The organism is Ramlibacter tataouinensis (genome assembly GCF_001580455.1).
GTDB lineage: Bacteria > Pseudomonadota > Gammaproteobacteria > Burkholderiales > Burkholderiaceae_C > Ramlibacter > Ramlibacter tataouinensis_B.
In genome coordinates this window covers 2778531-2796749 of the sequence record NZ_CP010951.1, presented here as the reverse complement: position 1 = coordinate 2796749, position 18219 = coordinate 2778531, and the positions used below count along the sequence as shown (strand labels likewise).

General features: G+C 61.6%; 16 protein-coding genes. 8 read left to right on the top strand and 8 right to left on the bottom strand.

Annotated features, from left to right (window positions below):
- Positions 1–100: 100 nt before the first annotated feature.
- Positions 101–946 carry a YhjD/YihY/BrkB family envelope integrity protein gene (locus UC35_RS13310; RefSeq protein WP_227820323.1) on the bottom strand — a complete coding sequence of 282 codons (846 nt, stop codon included), beginning with the start codon at positions 944–946 and terminating at the stop codon, positions 101–103.
- A 375-nt stretch (positions 947–1321) separates the two neighbouring features.
- On the bottom strand, positions 1322–3067 hold the full coding sequence (locus UC35_RS13305; protein ID WP_145979441.1) for a winged helix-turn-helix domain-containing protein: 1746 nt from the start codon (positions 3065–3067) through the stop codon (positions 1322–1324).
- A gap of 335 nt (positions 3068–3402) precedes the next feature.
- On the opposite strand from UC35_RS13305, the gene UC35_RS13300 reads away from it, so the two are divergent.
- Together UC35_RS13300 and UC35_RS13295 are read left to right on the top strand one after the other, a co-directional pair.
- Positions 3403–3759 (top strand): hypothetical protein, encoded by a 357-nt coding sequence (locus UC35_RS13300; protein ID WP_145979440.1) that lies wholly within the window; start codon positions 3403–3405, stop codon positions 3757–3759.
- A 116-nt stretch (positions 3760–3875) separates the two neighbouring features.
- Positions 3876–4781, top strand: coding sequence for a trypsin-like serine peptidase (locus UC35_RS13295; protein WP_082793145.1), 906 nt, complete (start codon positions 3876–3878; stop codon positions 4779–4781).
- Between the two features lie 246 nt (positions 4782–5027).
- On the opposite strand, the gene UC35_RS23595 is transcribed toward UC35_RS13295, so the two are convergent.
- The 3 genes from UC35_RS23595 to UC35_RS23585 are packed head-to-tail and all read right to left on the bottom strand — an operon-like array spanning position 5028 to position 9556.
- Positions 5028–6485: an ATP-binding protein gene (locus tag UC35_RS23595; RefSeq protein ID WP_145979439.1), complete on the bottom strand. Its 1458-nt coding sequence runs from the start codon at positions 6483–6485 to the stop codon at positions 5028–5030.
- The gene (locus tag UC35_RS23590) at positions 6482–8533 is read right to left on the bottom strand and encodes a hypothetical protein (RefSeq protein WP_145979438.1); all 2052 of its coding nucleotides are present in this window, start codon (positions 8531–8533) and stop codon (positions 6482–6484) included. The genes UC35_RS23595 and UC35_RS23590 overlap by 4 nt, the downstream gene beginning before the upstream one ends.
- A gap of 6 nt (positions 8534–8539) precedes the next feature.
- Positions 8540–9556 carry a hypothetical protein gene (locus UC35_RS23585; protein ID WP_145979437.1) on the bottom strand — a complete coding sequence of 339 codons (1017 nt, stop codon included), beginning with the start codon at positions 9554–9556 and terminating at the stop codon, positions 8540–8542.
- A 726-nt stretch (positions 9557–10282) separates the two neighbouring features.
- On the opposite strand from UC35_RS23585, the gene UC35_RS13280 reads away from it, so the two are divergent.
- Entirely contained in the window at positions 10283–10735 is a 453-nt protein-coding gene (locus UC35_RS13280; protein ID WP_082793143.1) for a helix-turn-helix domain-containing protein, read from the top strand.
- Positions 10736–11036: 301 nt separating this feature from the next.
- Complete coding sequence (locus UC35_RS23580) at positions 11037–12290, top strand: hypothetical protein (RefSeq protein WP_145979436.1); 1254 nt, start codon at positions 11037–11039, stop codon at positions 12288–12290.
- 128 nt (positions 12291–12418) lie between these two features.
- On the opposite strand, the gene UC35_RS13275 is transcribed toward UC35_RS23580, so the two are convergent.
- On the bottom strand, positions 12419–14110 hold the full coding sequence (locus UC35_RS13275; RefSeq protein WP_082793141.1) for a TnsD family Tn7-like transposition protein: 1692 nt from the start codon (positions 14108–14110) through the stop codon (positions 12419–12421).
- A gap of 29 nt (positions 14111–14139) precedes the next feature.
- On the bottom strand, positions 14140–14829 hold the full coding sequence (locus UC35_RS13270) for a hypothetical protein (RefSeq protein ID WP_061500449.1): 690 nt from the start codon (positions 14827–14829) through the stop codon (positions 14140–14142).
- 665 nt (positions 14830–15494) lie between these two features.
- On the opposite strand from UC35_RS13270, the gene UC35_RS23575 reads away from it, so the two are divergent.
- Positions 15495–15785 (top strand): hypothetical protein, encoded by a 291-nt coding sequence (locus UC35_RS23575; RefSeq protein WP_145979434.1) that lies wholly within the window; start codon positions 15495–15497, stop codon positions 15783–15785.
- Here UC35_RS23575 and UC35_RS23570 read toward each other — a convergent pair.
- Positions 15782–16270 carry a hypothetical protein gene (locus UC35_RS23570; RefSeq protein ID WP_145979433.1) on the bottom strand — a complete coding sequence of 163 codons (489 nt, stop codon included), beginning with the start codon at positions 16268–16270 and terminating at the stop codon, positions 15782–15784. The genes UC35_RS23575 and UC35_RS23570 overlap by 4 nt on opposite strands.
- 272 nt (positions 16271–16542) lie before the next feature.
- On the opposite strand from UC35_RS23570, the gene UC35_RS23565 reads away from it, so the two are divergent.
- The 3 genes from UC35_RS23565 (at position 16543) to UC35_RS13250 (ending at position 18079) form a co-directional block, all read left to right on the top strand.
- Positions 16543–17196 carry a hypothetical protein gene (locus tag UC35_RS23565; protein WP_145979432.1) on the top strand — a complete coding sequence of 218 codons (654 nt, stop codon included), beginning with the start codon at positions 16543–16545 and terminating at the stop codon, positions 17194–17196.
- Between the two features lie 68 nt (positions 17197–17264).
- The gene (locus UC35_RS13255) at positions 17265–17603 is read left to right on the top strand and encodes a hypothetical protein (RefSeq protein WP_145979431.1); all 339 of its coding nucleotides are present in this window, start codon (positions 17265–17267) and stop codon (positions 17601–17603) included.
- 8 nt (positions 17604–17611) lie between these two features.
- Positions 17612–18079 (top strand): hypothetical protein, encoded by a 468-nt coding sequence (locus tag UC35_RS13250; RefSeq protein WP_061500442.1) that lies wholly within the window; start codon positions 17612–17614, stop codon positions 18077–18079.
- The last annotated feature ends 140 nt before the right edge of the window (positions 18080–18219 follow it).

Below are 18219 nucleotides of genomic sequence, written 5' to 3'. Positions count from 1 at the left end.
GCATGCGAAATCGCTGTGCGGGTACGCTTAGCCCGCCGTCGGCGTGAATGGGCGCCAACACGCAACAGGACAGCCTAGCCGGAAGCGGACATGGTGGCGCCTATGCCCGCGACAGCCGACGCCCCGCCTGCGCATCAGTGCGCTGCATGCTGGCGCTGACCAGCGCCGCTGCCAACGTGATGAACCACGAGTAGTACACCCACACCAGGAAGGCTAGCAGAGGCGCGAAACCGCCGTAGACCGTGCGATAGGTGGGCACGTTGGCGAGGTAAATCGCGAAGCCGCGCTTGCCGAACTCGAAGGCGATGCCGGCGAGCAGGCCGCCCGCGATCGCATTGCGCCATGGCACAGCTATGTGCGGCACGAAGCGGAACAGGCAACCGAAGCCGGAAGCGCCCAGCACCACGGGTCCCAGGTTCAGGGCGTGCGTCACCCAGTCCGATCGCGTCACCATCAGCGCGCCGGAGGCCGCCAGCAAATTTGACGTGGCCCATAAGCTCGCACCGACGATCATGGGCGTAGCAAGCAGCATTGCAGCGTACAGGGCCAACCGGCGGAGAACCGGGCGCGGCTTCTTCACCCGCCAGATCCGGTTGAGGGTGTTCTCCACGCTCAGGAGAAGCGCGAAGGCCGACGCCAGCAGCGCCGCGAAACCCACGAGCGTGAGCCCGCTGGCATTGCCCGTGAACTGCGCCAGGTGCTTCAGGACCGTCTTGGTGATGTCGGCCGGCAGCAGGCCACGGAGCAGGTGTTCGCGGATCGCTTCACCAATAGTGCGCAAAGCCGGGATGCGCACAAACAAAGCGAAGCTCACCGCAAGCAGCGGCACCATGGACACCGCTGTCGTGAAGGCGAGGGCGCCCGCCGATTGCGCGAGACGTTCTTCCCGGCTGCGCCGGATGATGAGACTGATCAGGCTGCCCTGCTTTCGGTTTGTCTTGGCCACTGGACGCAATGTTAGCCGCGCCCCCGAATAGCAGATGAGGACGTGGACGCCCGAAGCGATGCCCAATGCGAAGGGCGTGCATTCACGGAAGAAAAACTTAGACCGGACTTCACTGACCCGACAAGGTCACGACGCTCCTTCGTGCGGGCAACCTGACGGCCGCGATCCCTCAAATCAAGGTGGCGCCTGTGACTGCGCCTAGACGGCCGCTGCAGACTGTTTGCGGTCACTCAGCTTGTCGCGCCTAACGTCTGCTGTCGGCCAGACAGCGGACGATCGCAAACCGGCAGGAAGCGGCCACCGGATCGACGTCATGCATGGAGAGCGAGGGTGGGACGCGCAGCCCGGCTGCAGCGCACGTGCGTCGCGTACACGTCACAAGCGGCCGGGTATGCCGACAACGTTGGCCGCCATCAAGCGCCGCTCACGTAGCGCAGCCGCGGCAGGCGCAAAGCCGCCGGCGAACTCCGCCGCGGTCAGGTTCGGTGCGCGCTGCAGCAGGCGCCGCGCCTCGTCTCGCGCTTCCGCCTCGCGCCCCAACTCGGCAAGCGCAGAGACGCGGTCGACGCGGCAGCGGTGGAAGTCGGGCGCCATCGCCAAGCATTCGTCGGCGACGCGCAAGGCCTCATCGTGGCGACGTGCAGCCCACAACGCGCTGCCGTAGAACGCTGCCAGGAATGCAGGCGCGACCGGGTTGCGGTCGCGCGCCTGCTCGAGGTGGGCCACCGCCTCGGCGACGCGGCCGACACGCAGCTCGGCCGCACCCAGCACGTAGAGGCAGCCAGCGTCGTTCGGACTCAGGCGCAGGCACTGCGCGGCCGAAGAGAGCGAGGCGTCGAACGCGCCGCCCACGCCCTGCGCCTCCGACAGCGCGAGGTGGGCCAGCGGCAAATCCGGCTGGAGTGCGATCGCGCGCTCGAGTTGGGCCATTACCTCTGGCATGCGGCGTCGGTCCCACTCGCCGGTAAGCCGAGTGCCGATGTCGATGTTGTTGACCTGCCCGAGCGCTACCCAGGCCGGCGCATAGTCGGGATCGCGCTCGATCGCCTGCTCGAAGAGACGGCGTGCCTCGCGGATGCCTTCGGCACTGTAGCGGCGCAGCAGCGTCCGCCCTTGCGCGGTGAGCGCGACGACATCGAACGAGCGCGGCGCCGCCTCGAGTGCGCGCCGCTCCTCGTGGCGTGCGACGCGCGTCTGCAGCGAGCCGGCAATGCGTTCGACTAGCGCGCGCTGGGTCGCGGCCAGCGACTCGCGATCGACGTCGTGCGAAGCCGACCAGACAACCCGACCATCCTCGCTATCGAGCAGATCGATCGTCATCGCCAGCCGCTCCCCGTCGCGCCGCACGGTCCCGCCGACGAGGTAGCGACTGCGGAGCCTGCGCCCTATCTCGGGCAGGGGCGAGCGCTCGTCGGCGAGAGCGAAGCTCGACTGGCTGGCGAGCACGCGCAGGTCGGCGCTACGGCCAAGCTCGGAGACGAGATTAGCGGCGAGGTCGCGCGCGAGCGGCTCCCCTTCGGCGGTCGGAGCACGGAACGGCAGCACCGCAATCGACGGCTGCCCGCTGCGGACAGGTGGCTGGGCGGCCCAGCGCGACGCTGCGAAGATCGCTGCGATTGCCAGGCCGGTGAGGCCCACGGCGGCGAGGAAGCGCCAGCGCCCGCGCGGTGCGGCATCCGCAGCACGCGTGTCCACGGCTGCGCGGGCATCGGCGGAGTGCGGCTGCAGGCCGGCAGTCGGCTCCTGTGCATCGCCGGAGGGGACGCCCGGCGGCATCGCCTCCAGTAAGTAACCGCGCCGAGGTACGGTGCGGACGAGATTACGCCCCGCTTCGCCAAGCGCGCGCCGGATGTCGCCGACCGCCTGCACCAGCGAGTCGTCGGTGACGACGAGTCCAGGCCAAACGCGCGCGAATAGCGCCTCCTTCGTCACCAGCTCGCCGCGCCGTTCGGCGAGCACGCACAGCACGTCGAAAGCTTGCGGGCGCAGTTCAACAGGGTGGCCCTTAGGGTCATGCAGTGTGTGCGCCGCGAGGCACGTAGCCGGCGGCGAGCGCGATGCGTGCCTGAGGGACGGGGTCCATGGCTTTTGGCGGCCGCGTTCGGGAGAATTTTGGGTCATTTTCGCCGAGCAGTCGGGACGCCGACCGAGGCGGACCCCGGTCTCCAACTCCTCAGCGAAGGAAGATCGAAACCTTGGGCCTGTCCTAGAGACTCACGGTCGCCCGCGGTCGCGCACCAAATTTTCAATTGTCGCCTTGTTGAAAACGCCATTCAATTGGACCAAAGGCCGATTTCCTCGCGACCGATATCGATCACATTTGACTTCCGCAAGGCCGCCCTTGGTCGTTCTGAGTGAACGCTCCTCATACAAAGCAAGGAGACTCCGCTTATGAGAAAACTCACCACGGCCGTGGCCGCCTCGCTTGCCTTATGCAGGCTGATCTGGTGCATGCCATGAGCCGACTCCTCGCCCTCGCCATCTTTGCCGCTTCGCTGACCGTTGGCTGCGTCGTTGCGCCCTACCCCTATGTCGGATATCCGACCACTACCGTCCCGACGCCGCCGAGCTTCGATCGATCCTGGGACGCCGCGCTTGGTGCCGCGGCCGATGTCGGTGTGGAGATCACGAGCGCGGACCGCGCCAACGGGCGGATCACCGGGACCAAATCCGGCGCGGCGGTGACCATCGACCTGCAGCGGCAGGCCGACAACAGCTTGCAGGTGACATTCAAAGCGCCCAACTCGAAGGAGAGCAACCCGACGCTGAATGATCGCTGGGCGACCGCCTTTGGGAAACGCATGGGGCGTTGATCTGCAGCAGCGAAAAGCGCGACGCGCTGCGCTCGAGCCGCTTGGGCAAGCGAGACCTCAAGGCTCGTGTTTCGGGGGGCGTCTGCCGGCCTCGATCCTTCTTTCACGCGCGCGCCATGCAATGCCTGCTGCGTTCCTGCAGCGACGACACCCTGCCCGCCGAGTGGCCCGCGAGGCCGCTGTGCGGCGGCGTGCAGGGGCCTAGGCGCGTACGGCTCGCATTGGCCTGCCTCGCGTTGCTGCAGGCTGCCGTTGCCCACGCCCATGTCTACGGCATCGACCGCCGCGTGCAACGCGACGCCGACACGCTGCCGTACCGCGCGGTCGGCACGCTCGTCGAGCCGCGCACGGGCAACGGCGGCACGGCTTTCCTCGTCGGGCGCTGCCATGTCGTCAGCGCGCACCACGTACCGTACGCAGCTGGCGCGTCGCGCGACCCGGCGAACCTGTGGAGCTTAGCCCGGCGGGCGCGCTTCCAGGCCGGCCCGCAGCCGGGCAAGGCACGGGTGTTCACGTCGAGCACGATCGCGACCGTCGTCGACGCCGGGCGCTTCACCGAAGACGATTTCGCCGGCGCCGCGGGCGACTGGGCGATCCTGCGCCTCGACAACTGCCTCGGCGACCGCTACGGCTGGCTGCGCATCGACCGCGACACGACGCCGGAAAGCCTGCCCGGCACGACGCTGACGAGCATCGGCTACCCCCGCTCGCGCGCTCGCCGGCCCGGCGTGACCGTCGAGACCGGTTGCCGGGCACGCGACTTCGGCCCCGCGCCCGGCATCTTCGGCGTCGACTGCGCGTTCGAGAGAGGCATGTCGGGCGGGCCGCTGCTCGCGCGCCAGCCCGACGGCACGTGGCGCGTGGTCGGCGTGATCTCGCAGTCGCTGGGCACTGGGTCGCCGACCGAATACTCGATGGCGAACCGCAACCAGGCGGTGCACGTCTCGGCATTCCGCAAGGCGCTGGACCGCGTGCTCGGCGCCGAGACGCGGCGGACGGCGCCGGCGGCAAAGCGGCCCTGATCGAGCTTCTATCTGCCTCTGCGCCGCTGCGGCCGATCCCCACCAGCCCCCGCCCAGGGGCCGGCGGCGCAGCATCCACAGCAGCGGCGCGGCGCTGCTCGTAAACAGAAGAACGGTAAGGTCTCCCCCCAGAGCCAGCACTATCGAAAATTCGTCAGAGCTGTGGATTTCTCTCCTGTCCAACCCTGAATTGAGGGAAAAACCGTCAGGGACCGAGAACGGAATTCTCGAGAGCCTGCCAACCGTTCAGAGCTCATCAATTAAGTCTGCCCCTTTGAGGAGCTCGTCCTTAGAGGTCGGGCGACGGGGAAGCGCGATGACTTTGCCTTTGCTTTGGTTTTTGCCTTTGCCTTTGCCTTTGCCTTTGGGTTTGGCTTTGGCTTTCGGGCGGGCTGTGGAGCTAGCGTCCTTCTGCTCAGGAGGCAACGCGGCGGCAATGAGAGCGTCGTCGACGCGAGCCTCAAACCCCTTAATCGCCGCGGTTGCCTGAGCAACCGCAGCTTGCTGCGTCGTTTTCGGCGCCGTACTACTCTTGCCGCCGTCCTCTTCCTCGGCCCAGAACAGGCAGGGTTGGAACGGGCACCAAAGATCAGGATCCTGGCATTGGCCCTGGTTGACCTGGAGCCGGAGCGTCTCAACTTGCGACCTAATTGCCGAATACCCCAGTGACCAATAGCCTTCCTTCAATCCCGCAAGATCAACAGTGTGCCGTCCCTTCCGCCGCGCCTCGATATAAGACCACTTGAACAGCTGAACGATGTTGTCCCTAAGGTTATAGGTGTACTCGACTATTTCTGGCTCAGCAGTTTTGGCATCGAAAATGAAAACCTTCGGAGCAATCTTCACCAGTTCAAGCATATAGTCCAACGACGCCTGCGATCCTGGCTGTTCGGGAAGCATGATCAAGGGATGGGTCAGCAGGCGGTTTTGGTCTTGGGGCTTTCGGCGCTTCAACTTGTTGACTAGGTTGAAGTTCGCGCAATAAATCAAGACTGGGCCAATGCCGTTAAGTTGCAGGAGCACGCCTGTGGCCTTCGCCGACGCCTCGCCGGTCGAGATGTTCTGAAACTCATCAGCACACAGCAGGCAAACTGCGTTACGCCAAGTCAGGTACCTGGCTTTCTGAGGCAGCCCACGAATTCTCAACGGTGTGTTCGGCGCTTCGCTGCCTTCTTCCCCTGCTTGATCAAGCGGCTTCCCGCTCAACAGCCTGTTGGCCCGAACTACGGCGGGCCCGAGTATCTGTGTAAGCCCGCCTTGGGCTTCTACCTTTGTCAGCCAGACGGCTTCCAATGGCAAGCCCGAGATTCCGGGTTCATCAACCGTAGCGTCTGTCGCCAGAAGCCGGCCCAGCGCCTTCAGCAATTCGGACTTGCCAACACCCGAATGGCCACAGAAGCAAATCGCTGAAGCGCGCTCAGTTCCCCACTGACATCTGGAGAATGCCTGGTTCGTGAAGTTCGCACCAGCCGGAAAGTGCCTTTCGGCATGCGCCAGCGCCATCGAAACCATGGCACGCAACAGGCTCCTGATGTGAGGAGAACACAGAAATACGGTCTTTGCCGCCTCGACAAACACGGCTCCGTCATGTTCGGGACTCCCCTGTCCAAGGGCCTTCGGGATCGCTCGACGCTCAACGCGCGCATCAAACTGCTGGTCGGTCAGCTCCAATTGAAAACGTGAGACTCGTACATTGAGCTTCATCTTGCAGCCTTTGCTCTGGTCTTCCCCTTTGCGACAGCAGCTTCGTGGGTCGCCGTGGCCGACACCTTTGGAGTGCCCTTCTTTCTGGTGCCCGCATCGAACGGCTTTCCAACAGCACCTCGGAACTTCTTCCTTGTGTCGCCGTCAGCGGCCGCCGCGCTTCGGCGCGTTCTCGACTCAAGTTCCTTCTTGCCTTCCGCAGCATCGTCAACCTCTGCGCGCGGCGTCGCAAAATCCTCGTCATCAGCCCGGGCTCGTGGCAAAGCCTTTACCTCGATCAGGCGGCCCCTTATTTCCACCCACACAAAGAGGAACACCGCACTTAGAGAAAAGCCTTTGACAGGAACTGCGCCCGAGCCGGTTGACCCTAGAAAGCCGGTCGCCTTTAGGGCATCAGAAGAATAGTGACGATGCCGATACTTGACCCCGTCTTTGTCCACCGTGAACTCCGTGGGTGTCCAGAAAGCACGGACTGCCCGCTCGATCTGCCAGATCTGGCCCGCATTACAGAGCTTCTCGAGGAGGTACTCGCAAAGACAATGAGGCGTAGCCGAGCGCCCAGTCTTATTGAACTCTTCGATTTCTGGGTCGGTCAGACGGGATGCGATGTTGCGTGTGAAGTTTTCGAGCCGCCCCCTGTATAGCTCCTGCTTCATCATTTCGACTATGTTCAATGGGCTCTGAACATAAGTTGGTTCGCCCTCAACGGCGACCTCCTTGGGGTTCGTTCCTTCGACTATTGCCTTCGCCTGCGGATCGTATGACGGGGCTACGGATTTCATGGGGAACTTCACCATGACCTCGTCAACGAGTTCTCGAACCCCCGCTGGTCCGCGGTCAGACCGGGGGTAAGGTGGACAACCCAGCGTGATCCAGTCCTCAAAGTCTTTTGGAGGAATTCCGTAGATTCTTGCAATATAGGTCTTCGGAACGGCGCAGCAGAACAACATTGCACGGTAGGCTTCTTCGTTCTCCGCGCCTATTGCGAACCCTATGCCAGCTACGGCGGACGACCTGCAACATATGCCCCGAGCTACGGCCAATCGCACGCCTGGACCTTCGGAAAAGAACGGCTTCGGACGCTGATGAGCGTAGTAAGCGTCAACCTCGATGGCCTCCATCAGCCGTGCGTACTGGGCGGTGAAATTGCCCTCGTTGTAGCCCCGCTTCCTGCGACAGCGACGGGCCCCATAGACCGTCTTATGTACTTGGTCTAGACCAAAGCGTCGGACTACTCGACCTCGAAATTGCCCGTACGAATAAATAGGACCGCCACGCGGGTGTGTGTAGGTAAACACCCCAGGTTGAACTTCAATGGCAACACACTCGAATTCATCCACCATCGCTTCACGATAGATGAAGGCCATCGTTACCCCTGGGCCGCATCGCTTCAAGTATGCTTTGCAGATCTGGTCTGCCGCCAGAGTCGACGGGGAGTTAAAGCAAGTCCCCTTGTCCGAGGACTCCAGTCCAAACTTCTTGTGCTTGTGTGCTTCCGAAGTGCGGTTCCACCTTCCCGTGTTTTCACTTGGCTTCTTCAGGGTCCAGAGGTCCTGCCCAGATCCATGAAGAACATAGGCAAAGAAAAAGAGCTGCACCCTGTGCGGATGCTTCCCTTTGGGAACGTACTGATTCAGTTCCTTCAAAGGGTCGTTCGACGAAAGTATTTCGGCCTTAGCCTCAAGAGCAGCAGAGATTGAGTGCAGACGATCTTCTGCCTGCGCCTTGTAGGTCCTCTTCGGCTTTTTCTTTCTGGTACGGGGGCGTAGATCCTCGAGTGCTTCGAAATTCGTGTTGTCGTGTCCCTCAAGCCATGGCGGCATTTGCAGCTGCGGGTCGGCCGCCACCAGTAGGCGGTCCGCGAGCGCCTTCTCGAGATTGGTTCTCGCTATCGTGATAAGGCGAACCCGCCACCCATGCTTTTCCTCTCCGAACCAAGCCAGATGGACGAACCCGTCTTTCGTTTCACCGATGAAATAGTAGTGAACGCCTTGCCTGAAGGCATCAAATCCTTTCGGCGCGACCAGCTGGACTCCAAAGCCAACCATGGATGACTACCTTGCAAACCAATCCGAGAATTTGGCAAAAACATCCGTGACTTCGGGCCTTAGAGGCTTGGTCATCAGGAATGGGCGATAGAGGTCCACCCGAAGTTCCCTTCGCCACGCCCCCTGGTAGAGGAGTGTGGCTGCCTCGATATCGGATATGGGAAACGCCCTTGCGATCCGCCTCGCGACCAGGTGCCCTGGGAGGTCGACTCCAATAAACTCTCGAGCGAGCGACAACGCATCGCTGCGCTGCGCCACGGTCAACGGGAGTTGCTTGGCATCCTCCAAGAACAAGTCGCGCAGGTTGCAGCGAAGCTGGAAGTCAATTTGGTCCAAGGATACTTGTTGAGTCCTGATGCCCGCATCAGAGTGGTAGAGGGACTCGAGCTCCTGACGGGCAACAGATGTTGGATCATCGAGGTCACGCTCCTCTATTGGCCGTGGCTTGCTTCGAGGACCACTTTTCCGAAAGTCTTCGTATTTGTTTTTCACAGGCCAGTTCAGGCAATACACGCCGAGTCCATCCCGCATGAAAAGACGGAGGTCACCGAGGAAGGGAAATGGCACCATCGGCCACTGACTTGGGTCAGTGCCTCGACGCAGCCTGATTCTGGGGTGCTGAGAAAGAAGGCCCATGCGCTCGGCAACGGCCAGGGTCCCCTCGAAGCGCCTGAAGCCCACGCCGTCAGCCAGAGGGTGGTTGAAGAGCGGGTGCTCACGGGGTTTTGAGAATAGAACGAACTGCTCGTGGACATCCCAGCAGCTTGGGCGGGGTGGCTCTGGGGCATCCGCGCAAGCGAGAAGGTGCAGCGCGAGGAGAGCGCAGTAGGTCTCGGGGGCGCTAAGTGTGTGAAACTTTCTCTGGCCGAGGCTAACGGGCCGCAGCACAGTACCCGTACTGATTCCTGGTGCTTCTGACCGGTCGGCGAAAGTCGACGCGACATAGTTGAGCCCCCAGCGTTGCACCCACTGCCGCACCTTGATCTGGCGAAGACGTTCCTCGGTGCGCTTGATCTGTGCCACGATGGTTCGGCCGTCCGGTTAGCTTCCGTCCTTCGCCGATTGACGGGACCTGGTCGAGCCCATCCACTGACGTGACTTCTAGCTTTTGGCGTGTCGGGAAATCTGTCGCTGGCTGCCTTGGATGACTGGGGTGCGCTTGGTTAAGCCGATCCGCTGACGACTTCTAGCGTTCTGGCGCCGCGGGATTGCTGCCACCCGCGGACGACGCATTCGGTCCTGCCAAATGTCCTGTTAAAAGGCTGTGCATTTCGGCGCTGGAAGGCAAGCAGCTCATCAAGAGGACGGCCCAACCGAACATGGGGTCGTCGAGGAGGATGTGGCCAAGCACCATCCCCGTGCAGACGTCGACTGCCACGTACCGATACATTCCCCGCGGGCTGGAGGCACCGTCCCCGGACTCTGCCGGGAAGGGAATCCAGCTGACTTCAACGCGAACCTGGTTCTTCACAGAGGTGCCTCTGCTGTAAGTTGCCTCATGCAGCGCCGAATCGTTCGCTTCTTGATCGCCGCTACTTGGCTGCCCAAGGCTCGGATTACACGATCGGCGGCGAGCCGCGGGCTCATCAAGGACGTGAGATTTGTGTCGAATTGGACCTACTGATCAATTCGTTTTTTTTCATGAGTGTTGCCCTCCCCGATGGGCTATGTCGCGTTCGCAGAGTCGCGGAGGTATACTGAAACTTCGCAGGTATACTGAATCGAATCCCCTCGGACGGATCAGTGGAGATGCCTCGCAAGCCTGACTCCGAACCGGAATCGCAACCTGAAAATTTGCCTACCGATATCCAGGTGTTTGGACGTCGGATTCAGACCGAGCGCGCGAGGCTCGCGCTTACGCAAACTCAATTGGCAGATGCGCTCGGTATCAGCCGCATCACCTTGGCGAAGTACGAGCAAGGCCGGTCAGCCCCCGACCTTCCCACCCTTGCTCGCGGATCTCGTTCAATCGGCTTGGACCTGGAGTATCTGGTCACCGGTGTGAGGACAAAGCTTGGACCAGATGTGGGATGGGCACTGATCCGTCAGACGCTGGCGCTGATCCGAAGGCGGCTGCAATCTCACGGTCAAGAGATCACCGCCGAAGAAGAAGCTGAGATCGTGCGTGACATGTACCTGATCGTGGCCGCCACCCGGCACCAGCAGCCCACCGGCGACGCATCGCCGAAAGCTCTCCCCTAGCGTTTCACCCGCGCGTGCTAGACGCAGGTCGAGCAACGCATCTTCTTTGGATCGAGGTTTCCTGAGCGTCGGTCGAGCGCGGGTCAACTCGAGCGCATTGCGGCCGTCACGGTTCCTTTCCGTCCCAAAAGCGTGTTACTTCGCTGGCCATGGGCTGGAGCAAAACGTAGGCGTCCGCCCGGGCTCGCCGCACTGGGCTACCGGTCTAGCTCATGTTAAAGGCCCTCAATTCGACCAACCAAACTCGGCGCAACTCGGCTGTTTACGCCAGGTCGTTTAGTCGCCGCATTTCATAGCGAACATGATCGAGTTCCATCCGATGCCAGGTGAACTCTGCTTGGCGCACGAGGAGCGATGGGAAGGCTTTTCCGGGTTTCAGGGAAAGAAAGAAGACATCCGACGCCAAACTCGAACCATGTTGGGGTTGCGCGGGCCTGCGGATTTGACCCCAGCGCTTCATCTCATGGCGATGCTGGCCGGCATGGAAATTCCTGAGTACGCGCAACTGCACAGCACGCTGGCGCTGCATCGTGTGGCGGCGCCAGCTGGAAAGCTGGCCCCTCATGGCGCGCCAGAATCCGCAACTATCAACAAGTATCTCGGAATGCGGCCGCACCGCGACGGGGCGTGCGTCTGCTACGACTGCATTGATGCTTGGCTTGCCTCCAAGTACCAAACGACCTTCTTTCTTCGACTTCATCACGTCAGAGGTCTTGACTGGTGCCCCGAGCACGGAAGCGCTCTCTACGAAGTAACGGCGCCCAATCCCTTCCACGACCTCCCCCATCTCTTGCGAGATAAAGGCATGACGGTCCGGGGGCCAGCAGCGGTGCGACGACTGCCGAGATCGGGCACCCTTCAGCGTTACACCGCAATCGCTACCGAATTGTTGTCCAGAAGATGCCCCGTATCGTGCTATGCCCTGAATCGAATCCTCTCCGATCGCGCCAAAGACGCAGACTTTTGCTCGCCCTCTGCCGAGCGTCCAACTCTGATCAGTGATTTGGTACTCGATACGGTGGATGAGAAATGGCTATTGCGACACATACCTGAATTCGCTAATAAGCAGCGCGGCGAGCCCTTTCACTTGTTCGACTCCATTGACAAGCACAGTCACAATGCGGCGCGTGGTGAAATCTATGTGCTGGCTCTTGCTATCCTCTACCCGTCGACAGAGGCGGCCTTGTTCGCTATCGCCGAAGCCGAAACCACGGAGTTTAGCGACGGCGGTAGGCAAACGCGTAGGATCGTTCGCCTGACTGGTGACGACCTCTGGTTTAGTGGCATGCTGCCACTGTACGTAGAGTTTGAGGGTAACGTCGAGGCCGTGGCCGCGCGTCTCGGCACGACCTCCTCAGATGTCTCGAGGGTCATGCGATCGGCCGGTGTCCCAGTTTTTGGCAAGCTACCAAAGTCGACATGGCATGCTCTTGGGCGCTTCCTCGCCGGCGCCACGATCCGCGACGCATGCAGGACCGCCGGCGCGCGATCACAAGACCTTGAATCATTGGTGCGCAAGTGCATTCCCGCCCGACGGCGATCTGGCCACAGTTGATGAACTGAGTCAGGTCAACCTTTCAGCGCTCGTTCGGCTTGGTCTCGAGCGCACACAACACGGCACTGATCTGTTCGAAAGATGACGGGCTCCTGGCCGAGCCACTAGAGTCATGCTAGCCCACTTCGTCATGATCGATGACTCAATGCGCTCGCAACCGCGGCCCGTGTCAAGGGGAGTTTGCGGATCTTGCTGAATAGAGCCTTCAGCTGAGGGACAGCGTTGCAGAGATCGGAAAGCTTGAGCCGACGCCCCTTGGTTTGGACGAGATTGCGCGCCTCAATCTCTATCGATGCAGAAAGCACCCGATCACGCTCGTTCCAGTCGATGTGGGCATTGTTGGTGGGGCGGGGCTTCAAAAGCGTTTCCACGGTGAACTGTTGAAGCCATTGCCGATCGTTGCGATAGAGCCACGCAAAGGCGGCAGGCTCCCGCTGCCGAAGAACCTGCTGCATCGGAGAATGAAATCGCCGCGCGGCACGCGTCCACGCCGTACGCGCGGCCTTGCGCGCACGGGCCAGCCTCGCCGCATTCCACGCACTGCGTAGGCCAGGTTCTGAACGCAGCAGGAACGTGATGGTCTGGATCGAGACCCCGACCAAAGACGCGACGACGCCTTTGTCGTGGCCCCTTTTCAGGGAGGCGACCGCTTGCGCGCGCACGCGCGGCGTTAGCTTCTTTGGCCGGCGCGACAGCGGGACTCCGGCCGCGGCGGACCAGACTATCGCTGTTGCAACCGAAACGCCCGCCGCCTCAGCGGCACGAGTGACGCTCATGCCTTGCCTGACATCCTCCGCCACTGATTGTGAGCGGCTGTGATCCTGGTCTTCCAGGACAGTTGCTTTCCCCGTATTGGTTTCGTCCTTCACAAAAGGCGCATTCCCCAGCTCCTGCTGGTATGAACTTGTGAAAGCCTGCCACGACTCGAACAGCAACGTGACGAAGATGAGATGTTTCAGCGGGTGCGGCGTGCTCCGCCGTTCTTGCATCAACCGACTGAAGGCGCCAGTATCGCCGCTCGCGACGCCAGCCAAGATCTCCATTCCATGCAGACGGGATAGCGGCTCACATATGGAGGCGAGCGCTTCCGCGAACCGCGCAGAACGCAGTCGACCGCTCGGCGAAGCCAGGCCAAGGTCGATCATCCTTGACTGATACGTTTGCGCGAGCGTGGTCTGATCAAAGTGAAACCCTTGAGGGAGCCTGCCGAGCCCGCACGCGCACGCAGTAAGCTTTCGCAGCACTTGCATCGCGGAGCCGTCGATCGGCGTCTTCGAAGCTTCGGCGAATGCGATGTCCTGTGGAAGATACCAGTGGAATCTTCCTTCCGCGTTCACCTTACCAAGCCCATACTGCAGGACGGCGTCATGCAAAAGGCAAATCCATGCACCGGGCCACTGATGATCAAGGTGCCAGGAGCTGACGCCTCGATCGAGCCCATCTACCTTTACGCACACCATGCAGGCCTTCAGAGGATTTGCCGCCCCGAAGCCAGACGCTAGGATGCCTAGCCGAGCCTTGATTCCGCCAAGTCCGCCTGCTCGAATAGCGGAGATCGCCTGCTCGGCGTCGATCTCCCTGCGCAAAGGAAGGTAGAACGGCACCAGGGTGTGCTCCCTGATCACCACCTCGGCGCTTCCCAAAATCCCCTCTGTGCGTTTCACGAATTCGTCGACGCGCGCGGGTATGTCATGCGATGCTCCTTGCCGCGGATGCCCGAACAGCTGCATGCAGGTCTGATCCGGTCGGTCATTGCAGGCGATGTGATGATAGCGAGCTGCGAGACCGAAAAGCGTCTCATCCGGTAGCCATTTGGTCATCTTCACCGGCGCAGCTCCGAGCGCGAAAACTACGCCCCGTTCGCGCTGGCACGCCTCTGGTTGAGACCGGGGGCGAGGCGGTGCATGAACGCGAGCCACAGAGCCGCATCCACGTGCAGTGCTTCTGGACTAACGCCGAAGTGTCGGTGCAAACAGTGACGGGTCAGCGCCGGCACGTCAGACAGCAGTACGTATTCTTCTCCGTCCGGCCTGCGTCGCATGGGGACCTCTGTTAGTGCCGCGGGAAGCGGCGGCAGCGCGCCCCCCCATTCCAGAGCCGCTGCCAGCGCGGTGAGAATCGCCTGACGCACCGACAGAGGCCGAGGGACATCAACGGTGATTTGCCTTCCTATCCCGAAAGGAGAAAGCAGGCTCGCGTTGATCCATCCGGAGTCGCACTTGACCTCAAGGACCTCTGCCTCAATCACGAGCGTTGGGCGAGGTCCGACTTGCAATGCCACCCTGAGGTGCCTGGCAGCGCTTTGGCTCAGCACTGGCGAATCGGTCCGATGCAGCAGGCGGCCGAATAGCGTGAGTCCGGACTCTGTCCAGCGCGGATACCTGGCAATGCGCGCGAACTCTCGTCTGGTCGTCAGGTCGACTAGGAGGTAGTCACCGACGGCTTCAGTCGTCCGGCAGGACAGCGCAGCCCGGAAGATCTGTTCTCCGCTACCGATGGCGGCGCGACGCTTCTGAAGCACCGCGACGAAGACTCCCATGCTTCCTCCGACCAGCTCTGCTCTATTGGGCTCTGGTCGCCACGCGAGCAGCAACCCAAGCCCAGGAACTGCCGGACTGACTCAGAAGGGCCTGGATGAAGGCGCGCCACTCCGTTGCAGCTACAGCGCGAGTACTCTTGGGCAGAGACAGGTACAGCCGGAGGTATCGCCGAGGGAGCGCTGGGATGTCTCGCAACAGCACGTATTCCTCGCCTTTCTCGGTTCGCCGAATCCCAATCGATGTGAGCGGCCGCCGAGCAGCCCGAGTCAACTGTTTGCATCCAAGTGCCTTGGCCAGCGCTATGCAGATTGCGTTCTGAACGCTGACCGGAAAGCTGACCATGACGCGCATGTCGGCAACTAGGGCTTCAGGCGAGATGAGGGTGCATTCGAGCCATCCGGGCTGAGCTTTGATTCCCGCCGACTCTCGGCAGCCCTTCATTGAAAGGACTCGTCCGCCGGGAGAATCTATGAAGACTCGCCCCCCCGCATCATCGATCAGTTCCACGGTGATTCGTCCGACCGCATCCTCGGCCAATTCCGGTATCGGAGCCGAAACGTTCAACAGCCGCAAGAACAGGGCGAGCCCCGACTCGGTCCATCGTGGGTAGTCACTGATGCGAGCATATTCTCGAGTCCTCGGCACGTCGCGAAGGATGAAATCCGTGACGCAGGCGACCTTGGTGGCAATGAGTTCTCCTGCAAATAGCAACCTCGCAGCGCTCCTTTCTTCGAGCGCGGCTTGTTCGATTCTGACCAAGAGTCCCACGGCAATGACCCTGAGTTGGACTTACCACACCTTCAAGCCTGACGCATTCCAGATCGCGAAGCTTCAGGACATCTCCTCTGCGCATAGCCTGCCTGTTTGGTTCTCCCAAACTGAGAGTTTCGCTGCCGTGAAAGAAGAAGCCGGGCAAATGCCCGGCTTCGAGTCGCTTCTTCAGGTCGGTCCTTAGCGAGTCTGCATCAATGTCCAAACTTCGGCCTGCTGCACTGAGAGAAATAGAAGCGCAATGAGCATCTGGTGATCGGCTGCGGCCTCCTTTAACGGTGTGCGAATCGCCGCGCCTAGTGGCGTTCGGATGATCTGGAGCAATGCATCACGGGCGGGCTCTCGTAGATGGAGCGCAGCAGAGACGTCACTCCACGCCAGAATTCCGGCAGCGACGTAGACACTAAGCAGTGGCCATCCGACGTAGAGAGCTATCCGCTGAAGCAGCGGTTGACTGCATCTACGCAGCAACTCAGGACGCCGTCGCAGGCGGTTCCAATAGACGTCAGAGACATCCAGGAATTTTGCGGTCTGCACAAATGTGTGCCGACGCTCGGATGCTGCGCGCAGCATTGCTTCAATCAATGTCCTGGCCTCCCGATCGCCCGATTCCTTGGTGCCGGAATCCGCTCCATCAGGCACCCCAGACTTTTTGGTCCTTGAACTCATTCAATGTCCTATGGGTTCGCAGGGACTGCCCCTGCCCACCGTGTAGGAACAGTCGCACCAGTTCCGCTCACCAATGACCACCGCTCCGTCCACCTAGGAATAGCGTTGGCTTCGCGTGTGGGTTAGCTAAGGTTGTGGAATCGAATTGCTTCACCAGAACTGGTAGGTTGGGAGAACCAAACAGCTGGATTGTGCGAAGGGGAGTTTCTCCAATGCTTCGGCCCCGAATGGGGCGTACGTTGGAGGCTACTTGGGGCGTCGGGAGATGCGTCATGAGCGCCTTGCGAGCCGTCATCACAAGAGCTTTTCCCTTTTCTCGAATCGCGGTTCTTCGAACTGAAGACGGCCGCTTGCTCGGCTTGACGCGTCACGCCAAGGGCTTTGACACGATCGAACTGCGCGCGGGCGTCTGGCTGGCCTGTGATCTGCCCGCAAAGGGGCCTTGCGTCACGGCGGCTCGTCCTTGCGAGCCACCAGGCGACGTGCCAACGCTAGGCGAAGAGTCGCTGGAGTCTGTCCGAAAGGCATCAGCAGAAGAACGCACGGATGAGGCGTTGCGTTCCACCCCGACCGTGCATCGCGTTGCCCCCGTGAACGAGGCGCCGCTGGCGCGCCTCGTGGACTGGCAAATCTCCGAGCTGAACGTCAATGGCTCTCGTCACGTCTGGGGCTATGACTTGATGACGCGAGAGGGTCGAGCGAGCAGCATGCTGGCGGAGTTCGATCCCGCCACGGCGTCGCTGATATCGGCAACGGGCCGGCGGTACGAGCTCGTGAGTCGGCCGGGGTTTGACGCCGACGCGGAATTCGTTTGGCGCACCAGCCTGACCACACGAGGCTTTACCACAGCGGATGCTCACTCGATAACCGCAGACGTGTGGAAAGCCATTCAGGAACACAGGAACAGCATTCCACCATCGGCGTGATGCGTAAGTCAGCGCTGCGCGAATTTCGTCCAGATCCTCCCGAAACCCCTCGCATGATTAGGCACCTCGTGTCCGTCGAGATTCGCCACGCACCTCGTGTCGATGCCCAACCCGTGGTCGTCTTGGCCACGTGGCGCGTGTTTGCCTCCGGTCCCGCCGTCATGCTCGCCGGCGTACTGGCTGAAGCATTGAGGTTGCGCATCACAACGCCGGTCCAGTCCTGGCAGCCGTCAACCCGGACATGGTCGACGAGTTCTGGCCGCGTGTACCACACGCCGGGGCCACCCACGAGCGATGCGCTGCTGCAAGCTGTCCTCGAACGCTTTGCCCAGGTGCATGTTGGGATCTGCGATGTGGAGGACGTCACGGAGCGCTACTGGCGCCGAATTCAGGCTGCGACCCAATGAGTGATCCCATGTACGGCTCAGATAAAGCGCAAGAGGCGCACGTCGGGGCGCTACTGACGGCCTTTCCTCGCCTGCTCCGAAGAGCCAGCCGCTCGGATATTGGGTTTCCGCCCGGGTGGGGCGCGATCCTGCATGACCTTTGCGCTGCGATCGACCACTTGCTCGACGACGGGCAGGCGCGCCGGTTTCGGGTTGAACAGGTCAAAGAGAAGTTCGGGGTATTGCGCTTTTACTACTCCGTCGACCGCAAGCGCGCCGTTGCGGTAGACATCGTGGGGCCCGATGGCCATTTCAGGGCCAGCGCGGCGCCTCGGCATCGCCAGCTTTTTCCGGCGCAAGAAGTCGATGACTTGATTGCCGAAGCTGAGAAGAAGTCCGCCAAAACCTGCGCAGCCTGTGGCGCGCCTGGCCTGCTGCGGCGGCAGGGCTGGTATCACGTCGCTTGCCGGCGGTGTGTTCGCCAGGAGTCGAGCTGAGCAGCAGTGTCCGCTGGCACATCGAGGATCTAGCTCGGGAGACATGCATGAGAACACCGGAGTGGGTGACTGCACGTGGCAGTTACATCACGCTGTCGGCGATGAGCAGTTCACACATCATGAACGCGCTGCAGTACCTA